Origin of the sequence: Brachybacterium halotolerans, from assembly GCF_016623465.1 — a bacterium.
In the GTDB taxonomy this organism is placed as follows: domain Bacteria; phylum Actinomycetota; class Actinomycetes; order Actinomycetales; family Dermabacteraceae; genus Brachybacterium; species Brachybacterium halotolerans.
Genome location: NZ_JAEDAJ010000015.1, coordinates 24170 through 39808 on the forward strand (window position 1 = coordinate 24170; position 15639 = coordinate 39808).

12 protein-coding genes are annotated in these 15639 nt (G+C 72.1%); 10 read left to right on the forward strand and 2 right to left on the reverse strand.

The genetic code is table 11. The features are described 5' to 3' along the window. Nucleotides 1–157: 157 nt before the first annotated feature. A complete protein-coding gene (locus tag I8D64_RS15990) occupies nucleotides 158–1870 on the reverse strand; it encodes a dihydroxyacetone kinase family protein (RefSeq protein ID WP_200503799.1) in 1713 nt (570 codons plus the stop codon). Between the two features lie 226 nt (nucleotides 1871–2096). Between I8D64_RS15990 and I8D64_RS15995 the strand changes: the two genes are divergently transcribed. Then, nucleotides 2097–3515 carry an MFS transporter gene (locus tag I8D64_RS15995; protein ID WP_425490328.1) on the forward strand — a complete coding sequence of 473 codons (1419 nt, stop codon included), beginning with the start codon at nucleotides 2097–2099 and terminating at the stop codon, nucleotides 3513–3515. Nucleotides 3516–3728: 213 nt separating this feature from the next. Beyond that, entirely contained in the window at nucleotides 3729–4226 is a 498-nt protein-coding gene (locus tag I8D64_RS16000) for a hypothetical protein (protein WP_200503800.1), read from the forward strand. Here I8D64_RS16000 and I8D64_RS16005 read toward each other — a convergent pair. Continuing rightward, nucleotides 4213–5013, reverse strand: a complete 801-nt coding sequence (locus I8D64_RS16005) for a helix-turn-helix transcriptional regulator (protein ID WP_200503801.1) — start codon at nucleotides 5011–5013, stop codon at nucleotides 4213–4215. The two genes, I8D64_RS16000 and I8D64_RS16005, sit on opposite strands and share 14 nt — an antisense overlap. Nucleotides 5014–5516: 503 nt before the next feature. On the opposite strand from I8D64_RS16005, the gene I8D64_RS16010 reads away from it, so the two are divergent. The 8 genes from I8D64_RS16010 to I8D64_RS16045 all read left to right on the forward strand — a co-directional run bounded on the left by I8D64_RS16010 (nucleotide 5517) and on the right by I8D64_RS16045 (nucleotide 15614). After that, nucleotides 5517–6779, forward strand: coding sequence for an extracellular solute-binding protein (locus I8D64_RS16010; protein WP_200503802.1), 1263 nt, complete (start codon nucleotides 5517–5519; stop codon nucleotides 6777–6779). 15 nt (nucleotides 6780–6794) lie between these two features. Then, nucleotides 6795–7811, forward strand: coding sequence for a carbohydrate ABC transporter permease (locus tag I8D64_RS16015; protein ID WP_200503803.1), 1017 nt, complete (start codon nucleotides 6795–6797; stop codon nucleotides 7809–7811). Between the two features lie 5 nt (nucleotides 7812–7816). Then, nucleotides 7817–8677: a carbohydrate ABC transporter permease gene (locus I8D64_RS16020; RefSeq protein WP_200503804.1), complete on the forward strand. Its 861-nt coding sequence runs from the start codon at nucleotides 7817–7819 to the stop codon at nucleotides 8675–8677. Between the two features lie 82 nt (nucleotides 8678–8759). Continuing rightward, the gene (locus I8D64_RS16025; RefSeq protein ID WP_200503805.1) at nucleotides 8760–9581 is read left to right on the forward strand and encodes a ThuA domain-containing protein; all 822 of its coding nucleotides are present in this window, start codon (nucleotides 8760–8762) and stop codon (nucleotides 9579–9581) included. Beyond that, nucleotides 9581–10720: a Gfo/Idh/MocA family protein gene (locus I8D64_RS16030; RefSeq protein WP_200503806.1), complete on the forward strand. Its 1140-nt coding sequence runs from the start codon at nucleotides 9581–9583 to the stop codon at nucleotides 10718–10720. The genes I8D64_RS16025 and I8D64_RS16030 overlap by 1 nt, the downstream gene beginning before the upstream one ends. Before the next feature lie 18 nt (nucleotides 10721–10738). Continuing rightward, complete coding sequence (locus I8D64_RS16035; RefSeq protein ID WP_200503807.1) at nucleotides 10739–11806, forward strand: LacI family DNA-binding transcriptional regulator; 1068 nt, start codon at nucleotides 10739–10741, stop codon at nucleotides 11804–11806. Nucleotides 11807–11871: 65 nt separating this feature from the next. Beyond that, nucleotides 11872–13803: an ABC transporter transmembrane domain-containing protein gene (locus I8D64_RS16040; RefSeq protein ID WP_200503808.1), complete on the forward strand. Its 1932-nt coding sequence runs from the start codon at nucleotides 11872–11874 to the stop codon at nucleotides 13801–13803. After that, nucleotides 13800–15614: an ABC transporter ATP-binding protein gene (locus tag I8D64_RS16045; RefSeq protein WP_200503809.1), complete on the forward strand. Its 1815-nt coding sequence runs from the start codon at nucleotides 13800–13802 to the stop codon at nucleotides 15612–15614. Before I8D64_RS16040 ends, I8D64_RS16045 begins: the two co-directional genes overlap by 4 nt. The last annotated feature ends 25 nt before the right edge of the window (nucleotides 15615–15639 follow it).

Below are 15639 nucleotides of genomic sequence, written 5' to 3' on the forward strand. Positions count from 1 at the left end.
GAGACCCCGGGGGGGGGGGGGGGGAAGACCGCTCCTCACGGGCGGCAAGGGCTGCGCCTCGCCCCGTCGGCACGCGCGCGTGCCGAGCGCGGGTTCCGGTCCGCACTCGGCACACCGCCGACGGGCTCACACGACCCCGCCGCACTGATCACGGAACTCAGGCGAGGTGCTCTCCCAGCGCCTTCATCAGCAGGGAGAAGGACAGCGCACCCGGGTCCGGGGTGCCCTTCGACTTGTCGCCCAGCACGCGCGAACGCCCCAGGCGGGCCGTGATGTGCGCGGTCGCAGCCGCAGCCTCACCGGCCGTCTCGGCCGCCGCGCGGATCGCCGCCGCGGCGTTCTCACCGGTGAACGCCCCCGTGAGCGTCCGACGGAAGGGCAGCGCCGCGTCCATCATCGTCTTGTCTCCCTCTCGAGCCCCGCCCAGCCTGCCGATGGTGTCGACCCCGGCCTGCAGGGCCTCCACGACCGCTCCCTGATCGATCGCCTGCCGATCGCTGACCACATTGCCGGCAGCGATGAGCGCCGCACCCCACAGGGCGCCCGAGGTCCCGCCTGCCGCCTCCGACCATGCCTCTCCTGCGTGCACGAGGACTGTTCGCGCGCCGGCGCCGTCTGCGAGTGCGGCGCGCGCCGCCTCCGCCGCGCCCGCGGAGCCGAAGGCCATGCCCTGGCCGTGATCTCCGTCCCCGGCGATGGCATCGAGGCGCCCCAACTGGGCTTCCTCCCGCGCGCACACCGCCTCGAAGAGATCGATGACGGCAGAGACCTTCCGGGCGCTCTCGCGGGACGCCTCGGATGCCTGCGGGATCGGATCCACGCCGGGCTCCCACAGCGACTCGCGCCCCTCCACCACCCTCGCGGGCAGGGCCCCGCGGTGGTACGCAGGGGTGTCCACGGGCGAGAGCCAGTGCTGCTCGAGCTCGTCGTCCAGGAACACCACGGTCAACGACATGCCCGCCATATCGAGGCTGGTCACGAACTCGCCCACTTCCGGGCGCACCGGGGTGATGCCCCGATCGCCGAGCATGCGAGCCACGTGCGAGTAGACGACGAACAGCTCTTCGTACTTGACCGTCCCGAGCCCGTTGACGACGACGGCCGCTCGGCCCCGGTAGCCGTTGTCGGTGCGGGCGGGCTCCTCCGCGAGCACACCGTCGACCAGCAGCGCGGCGACCTCCTGCGCGGTCCCCAGGCGCTCGTCGCGCACTCCCGGCTCGCCGTGGATCCCCAGGCCGACCGCCATCGTGCCGCCCTTGACGTGGAAGAGTGCGCTCTCCGCGCCGGGCAGCGTGCAGCCGTCGAATGCGACACCGAAGGAGCGCGCGGCGTCGTTCGCGGCATTCGCGATGCGCTCCGCCTCGTCCAGATCCGCCCCGGCCTCGATCGCAGCGCCCACCATCTTGAACACCGGCAGATCGCCGGCGATGCCCCGGCGATCGCGGTGGTTCTCCGGGGTGTTCGAGGCGATGTCGTCACTGACCTTCACGATGCGCACATCGATGCCATCGGCACGGAGCTTCTCCGCAGCGAGACCGAAGTGCAGCACATCACCGGCGTAATTCCCGAAGCCGAGGATCACGCCGCCGCCGTTCTCCGCGTTGCGAGCGACGGAGTAGACCTGCGAGGCGGAAGGGGAGGCGAACACGTTCCCGCACGGGGCGCCGTGCCCCATACCCCGACCGACCCAGCCGGCGAACGCAGGGTAGTGACCCGAGCCGCCGCCGATCACCAGCGCGGGCTGACCGGCGGGCGTGGCGTCGCTGCGGACCACGCCGCCATGCACCTGGACAAGGCCCTCCTGGGAGGCCACCAGGCCGGCGACGGCATCCGCCGCGAAGTTGCTCGGCTCGTCGAAGAGATACGTCATCGTCCATCCTCCATGGGGAGCCGACGTCGGCTCGGCAGGCTGTATTCGGGCAGGCCCGACGACCCACCATCGGAATCCTATAGGAAACATCCCGGCGACGGGGATCTCGGCCGCGACGCGATCAACCTCTGTTGCAATTGGTCAACCGGTTTGCCACACTATAGCGGACCGACGTCAGGCATCGCGGCCCGTCCGCGCCGACGCTCACACCGACACAGGAGTCACCGTGACCGCATCCTCCTCCGGGGCATCGCCCGGAGCGCCCGCTTCCCCGTCCGTCGCCGACTCGGCCGTCGCGCGATCGGCGATCCGCAAGGTCTCGGTGCGCCTGGTCCCGTTCGTCGCGCTGATGTTCTTCATCAACTACCTGGACCGCACGGCCATCGGCTTCGCCTCCCCCAACGGCATGAACGACGACCTCGCGCTCTCCGCGGCGCAGTTCGGCTTCGCCTCCGGGGTGTTCTTCATCGGCTACATCCTGCTGGAGATCCCCTCCAACCTGGCGCTCCACCGCTTCGGGGCGCGCATCTGGCTGGCCCGCATCATGATCAGCTGGGGCGTCGTCGCGGTCGCCTTCACCTGGGTGCAGGGCTTCACCTCGCTCACGGTGCTGCGCTTCCTGCTGGGCGTCGCCGAGGCCGGCTTCTTCCCCGGCGCGATCCTGTTCCTGAGCCTGTGGGTGCCCTCGGCGTACCGCGGGCGCATCCTCATGCTCTTCTACCTCGCGCAGCCGCTGACCACCGTGATCGGCGCCCCGCTCGCGGGCCTGCTGATCCAGCAGCACGGGCTGTTCGGCCTCGCCGGGTGGCGCGTGATGTTCCTGGGCGTGGGCCTGCCCGCGATCATCATCGGCATCGCCGCGCTCTTCTACCTCAAGGACCGGCCGGCCGACGCGACGTGGCTGACCCGCGCCGAGCAGGAGTGGCTCACGGACTCCCTGCGCGCCGAGTCGAGCGCGAAGAGCGAGGGCACGGGGCACGTCCCGGCGCGCTTCGCCTTCCGCAGCGGACGCGTGTGGATGCTGTCGATCATCTACTTCGGCTTCATCTACGGCCTCTACGCGCTCGCGTTCTTCCTGCCCACGATCATCGAGGGCTTCCAGGACCAGTCGGGGCAGTCCTTCGGGGTGCTCGCCAAGGGCCTCATCACGGCGATCCCCTACCTTCCCGCCGCCGTCGTCATGTACTTCTGGTCGCGCCACGCGAGCCGGAACGGCCTGAAGTCCTGGCACATCGCCGTGCCCGCCCTGGTGGGCGGCGTGTCGATCCCGCTCGCGCTGTACGCGGGGTCGCCGGCGCTGACGATCGCCGTCATCACCGTCACCGCCTGCGCGATCTTCGCGGCCCTGCCGAACTTCTGGACGCTGCCCACGCAGTTCCTCACCGGGGCCGCGGCGGCCGCGGGCGTCGCGCTCATCAACACGCTCGGAAACCTCGGCGGCTTCAGCGCCCCGTACATCACCGGCGCGGTCCATGACTGGACCGGCGGCTACGAGGCGCCCATGTTCCTGGTCGGCTTCTTCATGCTGCTCTCCGCACTGCTCATGGTGGTGCTGGCGCGCAGCGCACGGGCACGGGGCGCCGAGGGCGGGGAGCCGACCGTCGACGAGGGCGCGGAGGGGAGATCGAGCGTCGCTCCGGGCTGAGGGGGCCGGGGTGTGCCGGCGGAGCGTACCCGGCGCCCCGCCGGGGGAATCCCCCGATGTCGGACACCGCCCGACATCCGTCAGACGATCGCCCAAGATCCGGCCGCGCACGTGGACCCGGACGTGCGGCTCCGCTCAGGCTGTTCCGTGACAGCACACACCGGCCTCAGCCGTCGACGACGCCGAGGCCACGTCCCTGAGAAGGAGAGCACCATGAACGCATTCCGCTCGAAGACCGTGAAGCTGCTCGCCGGCACGGCGATGACCGCGGCCGTCCTCACGTGCGCCGCACTCCCCGCCCAGGCGGCGCAGGCCGCACCGGCCCCGAACGCAGGTGCGTCCGCGGAGGTGAGCGCGGGCGCCGATGTCAGCCTCGATCCCGTCGCGATCGGCAACGCCATCAAGGACGCCGTCAACAACGAGGACGATCGCAGCGGGGCCCTGCGGGCCGCTCTCGACGTCGGCTACTACAACGAGGCGAACCCCGACCGCCTGACGGTCGCCGTGGTCAACAAGGACCAGGACATCAACGTCGAGGGCGATATCGCCAATGCCGAGAACATCGACATCAAGGACGGCAACTACGTCATCTACTGGTTCAAGGGCCCCGGGAAGATCACCAACAACGGTGACGGCGGCTGGCTGAACTGGGGCGCCCAGGGCGACGTGAACCGCGTGGACGAGCACACCATGAGCATCAACGGCGGCTGATCCGCTCCTCGGATCCCCTCGCGCCTCGGCGCGCATCCGCCGGCGGGGCCTCGGAGCTCTCCTCTCCGGGGCCCCGCTCTGCTCCGTCGGAGCGAGCAAGGGCCCGTGCCACCCCCGGCGCCGGCCGATGCCTCAGCCATCCCTTGGCGAAGGCGAACGCGACGAGCGCGGTGCGGTTCGGAGTCCTGCACGCCTTCATGAGCCGCCCCAGGTGCCAGGCCACCGCCTGCCTGCTGTAGGCCGTGACCTGGGAGATCCGCTCGGTGGACAGCCCGCGCGCGGCGAGCGAGAGGATCTTCTCGTCGCTCTCGTCGAGCTCCGAGGAGCCGCACACGAGCTCGACCTCATCCGCCGTGCTGTAGTCGAGGATCTCCGGGGCCGCTGCGTGCACGGCTCGCCGCGCCCACCATGCCTCCGCCCAGCAGGCCCCTAGCTCGTGGGCGACGAAGGACGCCCGGCTCATCGCCAAGAGCGCGGTCTGATCCTCCGCGCTCGAGACGGACCCCACCACGAGGGAGAACACCCTCAGCGCGGGAAGGGCGCCGCGCAGGACGACCCCCACCTCGCACCCCGGGTCCTGGGCGCTCCGTGCTGCGGCGCGCCGCAGAGCCGCCAGGGCCTCGGGGTCCACAGGCACACCGTGCTCCACCGAACGCAGTGCCGCGGGCAGCACCAGCGGAACGATCTCCTCGTACCGGCAGCGCAGCCACTCGCGCCCCCCCGCCCCGATGTCGTCCAGGGGCGCCTCGCGCAGGAGACGGGCGAACTCGTCGACGCGACCATCCATCCCGAGGCCGAGCGGACGCCCAGGGGACAGCGCGAGTGCTCGGGAGCCACTGTCTCGACCCACACGCACCTCATTCCCGTCGACTCCGCACGGCACTGCTGGGCAGCGCGTGCACCGCAGTCCACCGCTGAGCACCTCACGGCGAGGATCACTCTAAGGGAACCCGCACGGCGCGCCGCGTCACGATCGAGCCCGGCCTCCGCCTGTTCATCCGCGCGTCGCCCGATATGGCCGGGTCGGGATCCTCCGATTCGAATCGACATCCGCGCTGCTGACAGCGCCACGCTGAGCACGCGGAAGCACTCCCCCCTCGCACCCCGACCGCTCCAGATACCCGATGCACCCTTGCAAAACCACGGTCAGAACTGCATAATTGTCGGCAGTCATCCGAGTGCGCACCGTCGCCGCCCGCGTGACACGTCACTCCACACCGCTCGCCGCCGTCGTCGAACGTCGCCGTCGATTCGTATCGATGTCGGCTTGGAGAACGAGAGACCCCCACCATGACCTCGATCGCGAAACCGGGAGCGCGCCCCGAGCGCATCCCACCCCTTCGACTCCCCCGTCGCGCCCTCGGCGCCCTTCTCGCCCCCGCGGCCCTCGGCCTCGCGGGCTGCGGATCCTCGTCCTCCTCGGATCCGACGTCCCTGCGGATCGTCGACTACTACAACACCCCGGCCGACGACGTCGTCATCGAGGAGACCTTCACGAAGAGCGCGAAGGACCTGGGGCTCACCTACAGCCGCGAGAAGGTGCCCGGCGACCAGCTCATCCCCAAGGTCCTGCAGATGGGATCCTCGAAGACGCTCCCGGACATCCTCATGCTCGACAACCCCGACCTCCCCCAGCTCGCGGCTTCCGGTGCCCTCGCGCCGCTCGAGCAGTACGGCTTCTCCACCGCCGGCTTCACCCCGTCGATCGCCGACCTCGGGATGCTCGACGGGACGCTGTACGCGATCGCCCCCACGGTCAACACGATCGCTCTGTTCTTCAACGTGCCGATGCTCGAGAAGGCCGGGATCGACCCGCCCACCACCTGGGAGGAGACCCGGGAGGCCGCCCGCGCCCTCACCGGCGACGGCACCTATGGGATCGCCTTCTCAGCGATCGCCACCTACGAGGGCACGTTCCAGTTCATGCCGTTCATGTGGTCCAACGGCGGCGACGAGAAGGACCTGGCGACCCCCGAGGTCGCGGGAGCCGCCGAGTTCTGGTCCCAGCTCCTGCAGGACGGCTCCGCCTCCCGATCGGTCGTCAACTGGGGGCAGGGCGATGCGATGGACCAGTTCAAGGCCGGGAAGGCCGCGATGGTCGTCAACGGCCCGTGGAACATCGCAGGTCTGGCGGCCGACACCCCCGATCTGGAGTGGGACGTGGTCACGCTCCCGGTCCCCCGCTCCGGCGCCGAGTCGATCGCGCCGCTCGGCGGGGAGGTCTGGACGGTCCCCGCGACCGGCGACGAGGAGAAGCAGCGCAACGCGGCGAAGCTCCTCCGGGCCTTCGTCGCCCCCGAGAACCAGCTGCGCATGGGCACCGCCCGCAGCACCATCCCCGGCCACGCCGCGACCGCCGAGCAGTTCGCGAGCGAGCACCCCGACCTCGCGACCTTCGTCGAGCAGGTCTCCACCGCCCGCGCCCGCACCGGCGAGCTCGGGCCCGAGTGGCCGCGCACCGCCAAGGCGATCTACACCGCGAACCAGGAGGTCCTGGTCGACGACACCGATCCGGCGAAGGCCTTCGACGAGGCCGCCCGGACCGTGAGCTGAGACAGGAGCCACGCCATGACCAGCACATCCACCGCTTCCAGCGCCGACGGACTCACCGCCGTCGGCCCCCGCGGGAACCGGCCCGCGCCCCGCGCCTCCACCGCCGACGGCGCGTCGCCCGCGCGCCCCGGGCGACGTCGACGACGGGGCGGCGAGGGCTTCCTCGTGCGCTACGCGTTCATCGCACCGGCGGTCCTCTACCTGCTCCTGTTCTACGGGTACCCGATCGTGAAGAACGTCGTCATGAGCTTCCAGGCCTACGACTTCTCGACGTTCTTCAACGGCAGCGCCCCGTTCGTCGGCCTCGACAACTACGCGACCGCACTGTCGAACCCGATCTTCCTCAAGGCCCTCGCTAACACGGGCCTGTTCACCGTGGGCTCGATCATCGGCCAGTTCGTCATCGGACTGGGCCTCTCGCTCTACTTCCGCAAGCACTTCCCGCTCTCCGGCGTGCTGCGATCGCTCCTGCTGCTGCCGTGGCTGCTGCCGATGATCGTCTCCGCGGCGGTGTGGCGGTGGATCCTCGAGCAGGACAGCGGCGTGCTGAACCGCTTCCTCGAGTCCATCGGCCTGATCTCCGCGCCCATCGGCTGGCTGACCAGCTCCGACACCGCGCTGGTCGCCGTGATCATGGTGAACATCTGGCTGGGGATCCCCTTCAACGTGGCGCTGCTGTACAGCGGGCTGCAGGCGATCCCGGAGGAGCTCTACGAAGCCGGCCAGCTCGACGGAGCGACCGGCTGGAAGTCCTTCCGCCACATCACGCTGCCGCTGCTGCGCCCCGTGGTCAGCGTGGTGCTGCTGCTGGGGGTCATCTACACGATCAAGGTGCTGGACCTGATCATCGGCCTCACCGGCGGAGGCCCCGCGAACGCGACCCAGACGCTCGCGACCCGCAGCTACGAGCTCAGCTTCCTCGAGTTCGACTTCGGCCAGGGCGCCGCGCTCAGCAACGTCCTGATCCTCATCGCCCTGCTCTTCTCCGTCGTCTACCTGCGGGCGAACGCGCGCGCCGCGAAGAACGGATGACCGCCATGACCACAGCCACCGCACCCTGCACATCCCCCGCTCCGGCGCGGCCGCGCTCCCGCGCCCCGCGCGGCCTGGTCCACACCGGCATCGGCATCGTGCTCGTCGCGATCATGCTGTTCCCCGTCTACTGGATGGTCAACGCCTCCCTCGCCCCGCAGGGCAACAGCCTGAACACGGGCCTGCTGCCCCTGCATCCCGATGTCGGCGGGTACGCGCGCGCGTTCGCCGACCAGGGCCAGAACCTGCTGACCTCGCTCGTGGTCGCCGTCGGCGCGGCGATCCTGTCGCTCGTCATCGCCGCCCCGTGCGCGTACGCGCTCGCCCAGTTCCGCATCCGCGGCACCGCCGTGCTCGTGTTCCTGGTCCTGATCAGCCAGATGATCCCGGGCATCGTGATCGCGAACGCCCTCTACACGGCGTACACGCCGCTGGGCCTGATCAACTCGATGCCGGGGCTGATCCTGGCCGATGCGACCCAGGGCATCCCCTTCTCGATCCTCATCATGCGCGCCTACCTCGAGACCTTCCCGACCTCGATCGTCGAGGCCGCGCGCGTGGACGGCTGCGGCCACCTGCGCGCCTTCGTCTCGATCGTCCTGCCGGTGAGCCGGAACTCGCTGATCACCGCCGGGATCTTCTCGTTCCTCTTCGCGTGGAGCGACTTCCTGATGGCGCTGACGCTGACCACCGGCGAGACCATCCGCCCGGTCACCCTGGGGCTCTACACGTACATCGGCACCAACGACACCGACTGGAGCGCCGTGATGGCGACGGCCGTGATGTCCTCGGTCCCCGCCGTGGTGCTGATGATCGCGGCCCAGAAGTACATCGCCGCGGGCGCCACCGGAGGCGCCGTGAAGTGACCCCGCCGCGCCCGCGTCCGCCCCGCAGCACCCCGCATCACCGCACCCCGCATCACCACGACCCCACCCCGAGAGGACTCCGATGACCACCACCGCCCCCGCTTCCCCGACCACCGCGCGACCGCTGCGCGTGACCATCTGGGGCGAGAACCGGCATGAGAAGCGCGACGCCCGCGTGCGCGAGAACTACCCCGAGGGCATGCACGCCGCCATCCGCGACGCCGTCGCCGAGAACCTCGGCGACGGCGTGACCACCCGGATCGCCCTGCTGGACGATCCCGAGCACGGGCTCAGCGAGGAGGTGCTCGCCGCGACCGACGTGCTCACCTGGTGGGGCCACATGGCGCACGACGAGGTCAGCGACGAGGTCGCCGAGCGGGTCCAGCGACACGTGCTCGCCGGCATGGGACTCGTGGTGCTGCACTCCGGGCACTGGTCCAAGCCGTTCACGCGTCTGATGGGCACGACCTGCACCCTGCGCTGGCGCAACGAGCGCGACCGCGAACTGGTGTGGACCGTGAACCCCTCGCACCCGATCGCCGCCGGTGTCCCTCACCCGATCGTCATCGACGAGCAGGAGATGTACGGCGAGCACTTCGACATCCCCGTGCCCGACGAGCTCGTGTTCGTCTCCTCCTTCAGCGGGGGCGAGGTGTTCCGCTCCGGCTGCTGCTTCCGCCGCGGCAAGGGCAAGATCTTCTACTTCTCCCCCGGCGACCAGGACTACCCGGTCTACCAGCACCCCCATGTGCGCCGCGTGATCGCCAACGGCGTGGACTGGGCGCGGCCCGCGACCGCGGACCGCGAGGTGCCCTTCCTGGACCGCTACCCCACCGACTGGTTCCTCACCGGCGACGGCGGGCAGGGAGTGGGCGACGCCGAGGCGGCGGGGAAGGGCGCGTGATGGCGCAGACGGATCCCCGAGCACAGGGCACGGGAAGGCTGCCCGTGGTCGTCGTCGGCGCCGGAGGAATGGGCAGGGCATGGATCTCCACCGTGCTGCGCTCTCGCGATGCGCGCCTGGTGGGCGTGGCCGACGTGATCGACGGGGCGGCGGCGGGCGCCGTCGCGGGCCTCGTCCCGGCCGACGAGCGGGACGCCGTCCGCACCGGCACCGACGCCCTCGAGGTCGCCCGCGCGGCCGGGGCGCGGGCGATCATCGACGTGACCATCCCCGCCGCCCACCACGCCGTGACGGCGGATGCGCTGCACGCCGGGTACCCGGTGCTGGGCGAGAAGCCGTGCGCGGCGACCCTCGCGCAGGCGCTCTCCCTCGCCGGGCACGCCGAGTCCACGGGGAAGCTGTTCATGGTCTCCCAGTCGCGCCGCCACAACCCGCACCTGCGAGAGGCCGCCCGGCTGGCCGCCGAGCTGGGCGGCGCGGGCATCGTCGCCACCCGCTTCTCCCGCGCGCCGCGCTTCGGTGGCTTCCGCGAGGCGATGGCGCAGCCGCTCATCGTGGACATGGCCATCCATGCCTTCGACGCGGCCCGCGTGCTCGTCGCCGGCACCCCCGAGTCCGTCACCGCGGTCTCCAGCAACCCGCCGTGGAGCTGGTACGACGGAGATGCGGCGGCGACGGTCACGATCCGGTTCGACTCCGGCGCCGTGCACACCTTCGAGGGCTCGTGGTGCTCGCCGGGGCGAGAGACCAGCTGGAACGGTGAGTGGTCGCTCAGCTGCCCGCACGGCACCGTCGCCTGGGACGGCGAGAACCCTCCGTCGGCCACGCGGGAGGACGGCCGCGAGGTCGCTGGCCGGGTCCCGGAGGCCGACGCCCTGTGGGAGCTCGACTCATCGCTCGCCGCGTTCTGCGCGGCACTGCGCGAGGGCACCACGCCCGAGTCGGAGGTGCACGAGAACGTCTGGACCCAGGCGATCGTCGAGGCGGCCGTCCGTTCCGCCGAGGACCGCCGCACCGTGGATCTCGCCGAGATCATGGGCGAGGCGCTCGCGGCGGCGCGGGAGCTGGATCGCTCCGACGGGCGCAGCAGCGCCCTGGAGTCGTGGAAGACTGGGAGCGCAGGTGGCGGAGCCGTGTGAGGCACGAGCGGAGGGGGTATGCCGGTGAGGAGGAGCGCGCCGACGAGCCTGGACGTCGCACGCCTGGCGGGCGTCTCCCAGAGCACCGTCAGCTACGTGCTCACCGGCTCCCGCCCGATCTCCGCCGCCACGCGGCGACGGGTCGAGGACGCCATCGAGAAGCTCGGCTACCACCCGAACTCCGGGGCCCGCGCCCTGCGCTCGCGCCGCAGCGGGGTGATCGGGCTGATGGTGCCCGAGGCCTACGGGAACGATGCGGTGCTGATGCGCTTCGTGGGTGCGATCGCCCGGGAGGCGCAGCGCTTCGGCTACGACATCCTGCTGGTCACCGCGCAGGAGGGCGCGCGCGGCATCCACCGCGTGGTGCGCACGGGCGTGTGCGAGGCGCTGATCCTCATGGAGCTCGGCCGGCACGACGAGCGCGTGGCGGCCGTGATCGAGGCCGGTCTCCCGTTCGTGCTCATCGGCAAGCCCGTGGGCTTCCCCAACGGCAGCGTCGTGGACCTGGACTTCGAGCGCCTGGGCCGGATGGTCGTGGACCGCGCGGCCGACGAAGGCTGTGAGCGTCTGCTGCTGTTCGGCGAGCCCGGGCACCGTCGCCATCGCAACGACGTCTCCCGCTTCCTGCTCGGCATCGAGGAGCAGGCGGAGGGCACGGGGCTCGAGGTCGTCCTCGACGGAGGTGGGCTGCCGGACGTCCCCGCCCGCGCCCGGGACCTCGCGCGAGGGGGCAGGCGCACGGCCGTGTTCGGCCTCAGCGGTGTCACCGAGGTGCTCTTCGCGACCGCGGCGAGCGGCGCCCTGGCCGACCCCGAGCTGCTGACGATCGCGCTGACCGACGAGGACCTCGCCGCCATCAGCCCGCTGCTCGCGCGGATCCCCCGGATCGATCCGCGGCGCGTGGAGATCAGCGAGCTCGCGGTGCGCGAGCTCGTCCGCCTGCTGCGCGAGGACGGCGCCTCCCCGCGCGTGACGCTCGTGGAGCCGGAGTGGGTGGAGCAGGAGCAGGAGCAGGAGCAGCGGGCGGAACAGGAGCAGCCGGTGGAGCAGACCCCCGCCGAGCACACCTCGACCCCCACGAGTTAGGCTGACCTCAGCCCCTCGCCCCGGGCTCACCTCCACCCGCCCTTTTCCTGGAAGCCCGAGGCACGATGCCTGCCACGCGCACACGTGACGTCCCCGCGCACGCCGCCGCCCCGCCGCCCGTCGACACCTGGACGGATCCGCTCGAGCGGAAGGCACGGCGCGGCGCGAGAGCTTCGGGCGGGTCTGCCGGCGACGCCGCCGTCGGGTCCGACGGGGCAGACGGCGGTGACGGGACCGATGCCGCCGCCGCACCAGGGCCCGCATACCGTCCCGCCCCGCCGCGCACCGCGTGGGCGCTCGTCCGCCGCGCCCTGCGCCGGCACCTGGGGGCCGTGATCCCCGGCTTCCTGCTGATGGCGCTGTGGCAGACGTGCGAGGCGATCGTGCCGATCGCGATCGGCGTGATCGTGGACCGCGCGGTGGTGCCCATGGATCGCCTCGCACTGCTGGTGTCGATGCTCGCCCTGCTCGCGCTGTTCGCGGTACTGTCCTTCTCCTACCGCTTCGGCTCGCGATGCATGCACTTCTCGCTGCTGCGGGAGGCGCACGCCCTGCGGGTGGAGGTGGCCCGCCACGCCCTGCTCACGCGCGGCGCGCTCAGCGGCCGGCGCCCGGGCGAGGTCCTCTCCCTCTCCACGGCCGACGCCGACGTCGCCGCCACGATCTTCCGCCAGCTCGCCGTCGGCGGCTCCGCCGTGGTGGGCCTCGCGGGCGCCTCGCTGTACCTGCTGTGGACGGACGTGCTGGTGGGGCTCGTGGTGATCGTCGGCGTGCCGCTCACGCTGCTCGTGATCGCGGGGCCCTCGAGGCTCATATCGCGCAGCAGCGGCGTGCAGCAGGCGGCGATCGCCGAGGCCAGCGCCGCCGCCGGGGACACCATGGGCGGACTGCGCATCCTCAAGGCCATCGGCGGCGAGCGCTGGGCGTCGGCCCGCTACCACGGCACCTCGCGCGAGGCCGCCCGCGCGGGAGTGCGCACCGCCGACCTCTCCGGACGCGTCACGGGCCTGGGCACGCTCTCGGTCGCGATCATCCTCGCCGGGGTCCTGCTCCTCGCCGGGTGGCGCGTGACCAGCGGTGATCTGAGCGTCGGGCAGCTGGTCTCCATCGTCGGCGTCGCCGCCTTCTTCTCCGAGCCCGTGCAGGCGCTCACCATGACCGTCACCGTCTTCGCGCGCTCCCACGGCGCCGCGCAGCGCCTCGCCGACTATCTCTCGACCGGTGAGGTCGAGGCCGTCGACTCCCCCGCCCCCACCAGCTCGGCCCTCGAGATCCGCGGGCTCTCGCTCGATGCGGCCGACGCGGAGGCCCCGCGCACCCTGGACCTCGCGGTCCCTCCGGCCGGTCTCGTGGTCATCGACGCCGCGCAGCCGAGCGTCGCGACGCGCCTCGCGGACGCCCTGGCCGGCCACGACGGCGCCGGTCATGTGCTGCTGGGCGGGACGGACAGGTCCCGCGCGCCCCGTCCTGTCGCCCCGCGCATGGTGCTCTCGCCCCACGCGGCGGACCTGTTCGAGGGCACCATCCGCTCCAACATCACGCTGACCCACGACCTCGACGCCGTCGCTCCCCGCGCGGTCTCCCCGGATGCCCCCTCGATCGCACCGGGGGTCTCCCCGGAGGCCCCCTCGATCTCCCCGGAGGTCTCCCCCGCCGTGCTCGCCGCCTCGGCGACCGACGAGGTGCTCGAGGCCGTCGGCACGGGCCTGGACCACGAGGTCCGCGAGGCCGGCAGCAACCTGTCCGGCGGTCAGCGCCAGCGCATCGCCCTCGCCCGCGCCCTGCACGCCGACCCGGACGTGCTCGTGCTCGAGGACCCCACGAGCGCCGTCGACTCGGTGACCGAGTGGACGATCGCCCGCGGCGTCCAGGTGCTGCGCGCAGAGCGCTCGACCCTCGTCCTCACCGCCTCCCCCGCCTTCCGCGCCCTCGCCGACCTGGTCGTCGAGATCCCCGAGGACACGGTGCCGACCCTGGTCAGGAGCGTGCAGCGATGACGACCAGCACCGCCCCGTCGGCCGCCTCGCCGCTCCTGCCCACCGCGCCGCCGCGCCGGATCCTCGCCGAGATCCGACCGATGCTCACGCGGCGACCGCTGCTGCTGATCGCGATCGTCGCCGCCGGCGTCGTCTCCGCGATCTGCGGGCTGGTGGGCCCGTGGATCGTCGGCGACCTGGTCGACGAGCTCACCGCGGATCCGACGATGCGGCCGGTCGTGACCGGCGCGATCTGGGTGCTCGGCGCCGGGGTCGTCGGGGGCCTGGGCACATGGCTCGGCCGCTGGTGGACCTCCGCGCTCGCCGAGCCGGCGGTCGCCTCGCTGCGCGAGGACGTCATGGACGCCGCGCTGTCCGTGGACTCGGCGGTCGTCGAGAGCGGCGGCCGCGGCGACCTGGTCTCCCGCGTCGCCGAGGACTCCCGCGTGGTCACCGACGCGGCCTCGCTGATCCTGCCGATGTTCCTGCAGTCGCTCTTCGTGGTGGTCGTCTCCGCGGCCGGCATGACCGCGGTGGACTGGCGGCTGGGGGTCGCGGGCCTGGTCGCGGTGCCCATGTACTGGCTGACGCTGCGCTGGTACCTGCCGCGGTCGGGACCGATCTACGCGCAGGAGCGGATCGCCTTCGGCGTGCGCTCGCAGCGGATGCTCGGCGGGATCGGCGGCGCCGCGACGCTGCGCGCCTTCGAGGCCGAGCGCACCGAGCTGGACCGGATCGACGCCGCCTCCTCCCGCGCCCGCGATCTCTCGATCCACGTGTTCCGCTTCCTCACCAGGGCCTTCTCGCGCAACAACCGCGCCGAGGCCGTGACCCTCGTGGTCCTGCTGGTCGTGGGCTTCTTCCTCGTCGAGTCGGGCGGCCTCAGCGCGGGCGGCGTCGCGACCGCGGCGCTGCTGTTCCATCGCCTGTTCAACCCGATCGGCGCGCTCGTGGGCATGTTCGACGAGATCCAGTCGGCCGGCGCATCGCTCGCCCGCATGGTCGGTGTCATCGATCTCCCGGCCGACGGCGTCCGCGAGAGCCTGCTCGGCGCCGAGGGCGAGGACGCGGCCCGGCCGGTCGAGGGCGAGCGGGCCGACGGTCCCGCGCCCCTCGTGCTCGCGGGCATCGCCCACGCCTACGATCCCGAGCGCATGGTGCTCGCCGACGTCGACCTCACGATCGCCCCCGGGGAGGTGGTCGCGGTGGTGGGCGCGACCGGCGCGGGCAAGTCGACGCTCGCCCAGATCGCGGCGGGCATCGTCCCGCCCAGCGCCGGCAGCGTGCGCCTCGGGGAGGAGCACGTGCGCGCGCTCCCCGCCCGCGAGCTGCGGCGACGGGTGGCGATGATCAGCCAGGAGGTGCACGTCTTCCACGGCACGGTCGCGCAGAACGTGCGCCTTCCGCGTCCCGGGGCCGACGACGCCCAGGTCGAGCGGGCTCTCGCGCACGTGGGCGCGCTCGAGTGGGCGGCGGCGCTGCCGGAGGGGCTGGCGACCCTGGTCGGCGAGGGCGCGCACCGCCTGACGGCGATGCAGGAGCAGATGCTCGCGCTCGCCCGCATCGTGCTCGCGGCCCCCGACTTCGTCGTCCTCGACGAGGCGACCGCAGAGGCCGGCTCCTCCGGGGCCCGGGCGCTCGAGTCCGCCGCCGAGGCGGTGCTCGCGGGTCGCGGCGGGCTCGTCGTCGCCCACCGCCTGTCGCAGGCCGCGGCGGCGGACCGGGTGGTGGTCATGGAGCAGGGACGGATCGCCGAGATCGGCCGCCACGAGGAGCTGGCCGTCGGCGACGGGCTCTACGCGCGACTGTGGGAGGCGTGGACGGCGCGCTGATCGGTCGCGGGGCATGCCCTGGGCG

Bases quoted from the DNA above. Each gene is read 5' to 3' on its own strand.
- I8D64_RS15990 (WP_200503799.1), bottom strand. From the start codon at position 1,870: ATGACGTATCTCTTCGACGAGCCGAGCAACTTCGCGGCGGATGCCGTC.
- I8D64_RS16000 (WP_200503800.1), top strand. From the start codon at position 3,729: ATGAACGCATTCCGCTCGAAGACCGTGAAGCTGCTCGCCGGCACGGCG.
- I8D64_RS16005 (WP_200503801.1), bottom strand. From the start codon at position 5,013: ATGGATGGTCGCGTCGACGAGTTCGCCCGTCTCCTGCGCGAGGCGCCC.
- I8D64_RS16010 (WP_200503802.1), top strand. From the start codon at position 5,517: ATGACCTCGATCGCGAAACCGGGAGCGCGCCCCGAGCGCATCCCACCC.
- I8D64_RS16015 (WP_200503803.1), top strand. From the start codon at position 6,795: ATGACCAGCACATCCACCGCTTCCAGCGCCGACGGACTCACCGCCGTC.
- I8D64_RS16020 (WP_200503804.1), top strand. From the start codon at position 7,817: ATGACCACAGCCACCGCACCCTGCACATCCCCCGCTCCGGCGCGGCCG.
- I8D64_RS16025 (WP_200503805.1), top strand. From the start codon at position 8,760: ATGACCACCACCGCCCCCGCTTCCCCGACCACCGCGCGACCGCTGCGC.
- I8D64_RS16030 (WP_200503806.1), top strand. From the start codon at position 9,581: ATGGCGCAGACGGATCCCCGAGCACAGGGCACGGGAAGGCTGCCCGTG.
- I8D64_RS16035 (WP_200503807.1), top strand. From the start codon at position 10,739: ATGCCGGTGAGGAGGAGCGCGCCGACGAGCCTGGACGTCGCACGCCTG.
- I8D64_RS16040 (WP_200503808.1), top strand. From the start codon at position 11,872: ATGCCTGCCACGCGCACACGTGACGTCCCCGCGCACGCCGCCGCCCCG.
- I8D64_RS16045 (WP_200503809.1), top strand. From the start codon at position 13,800: ATGACGACCAGCACCGCCCCGTCGGCCGCCTCGCCGCTCCTGCCCACC.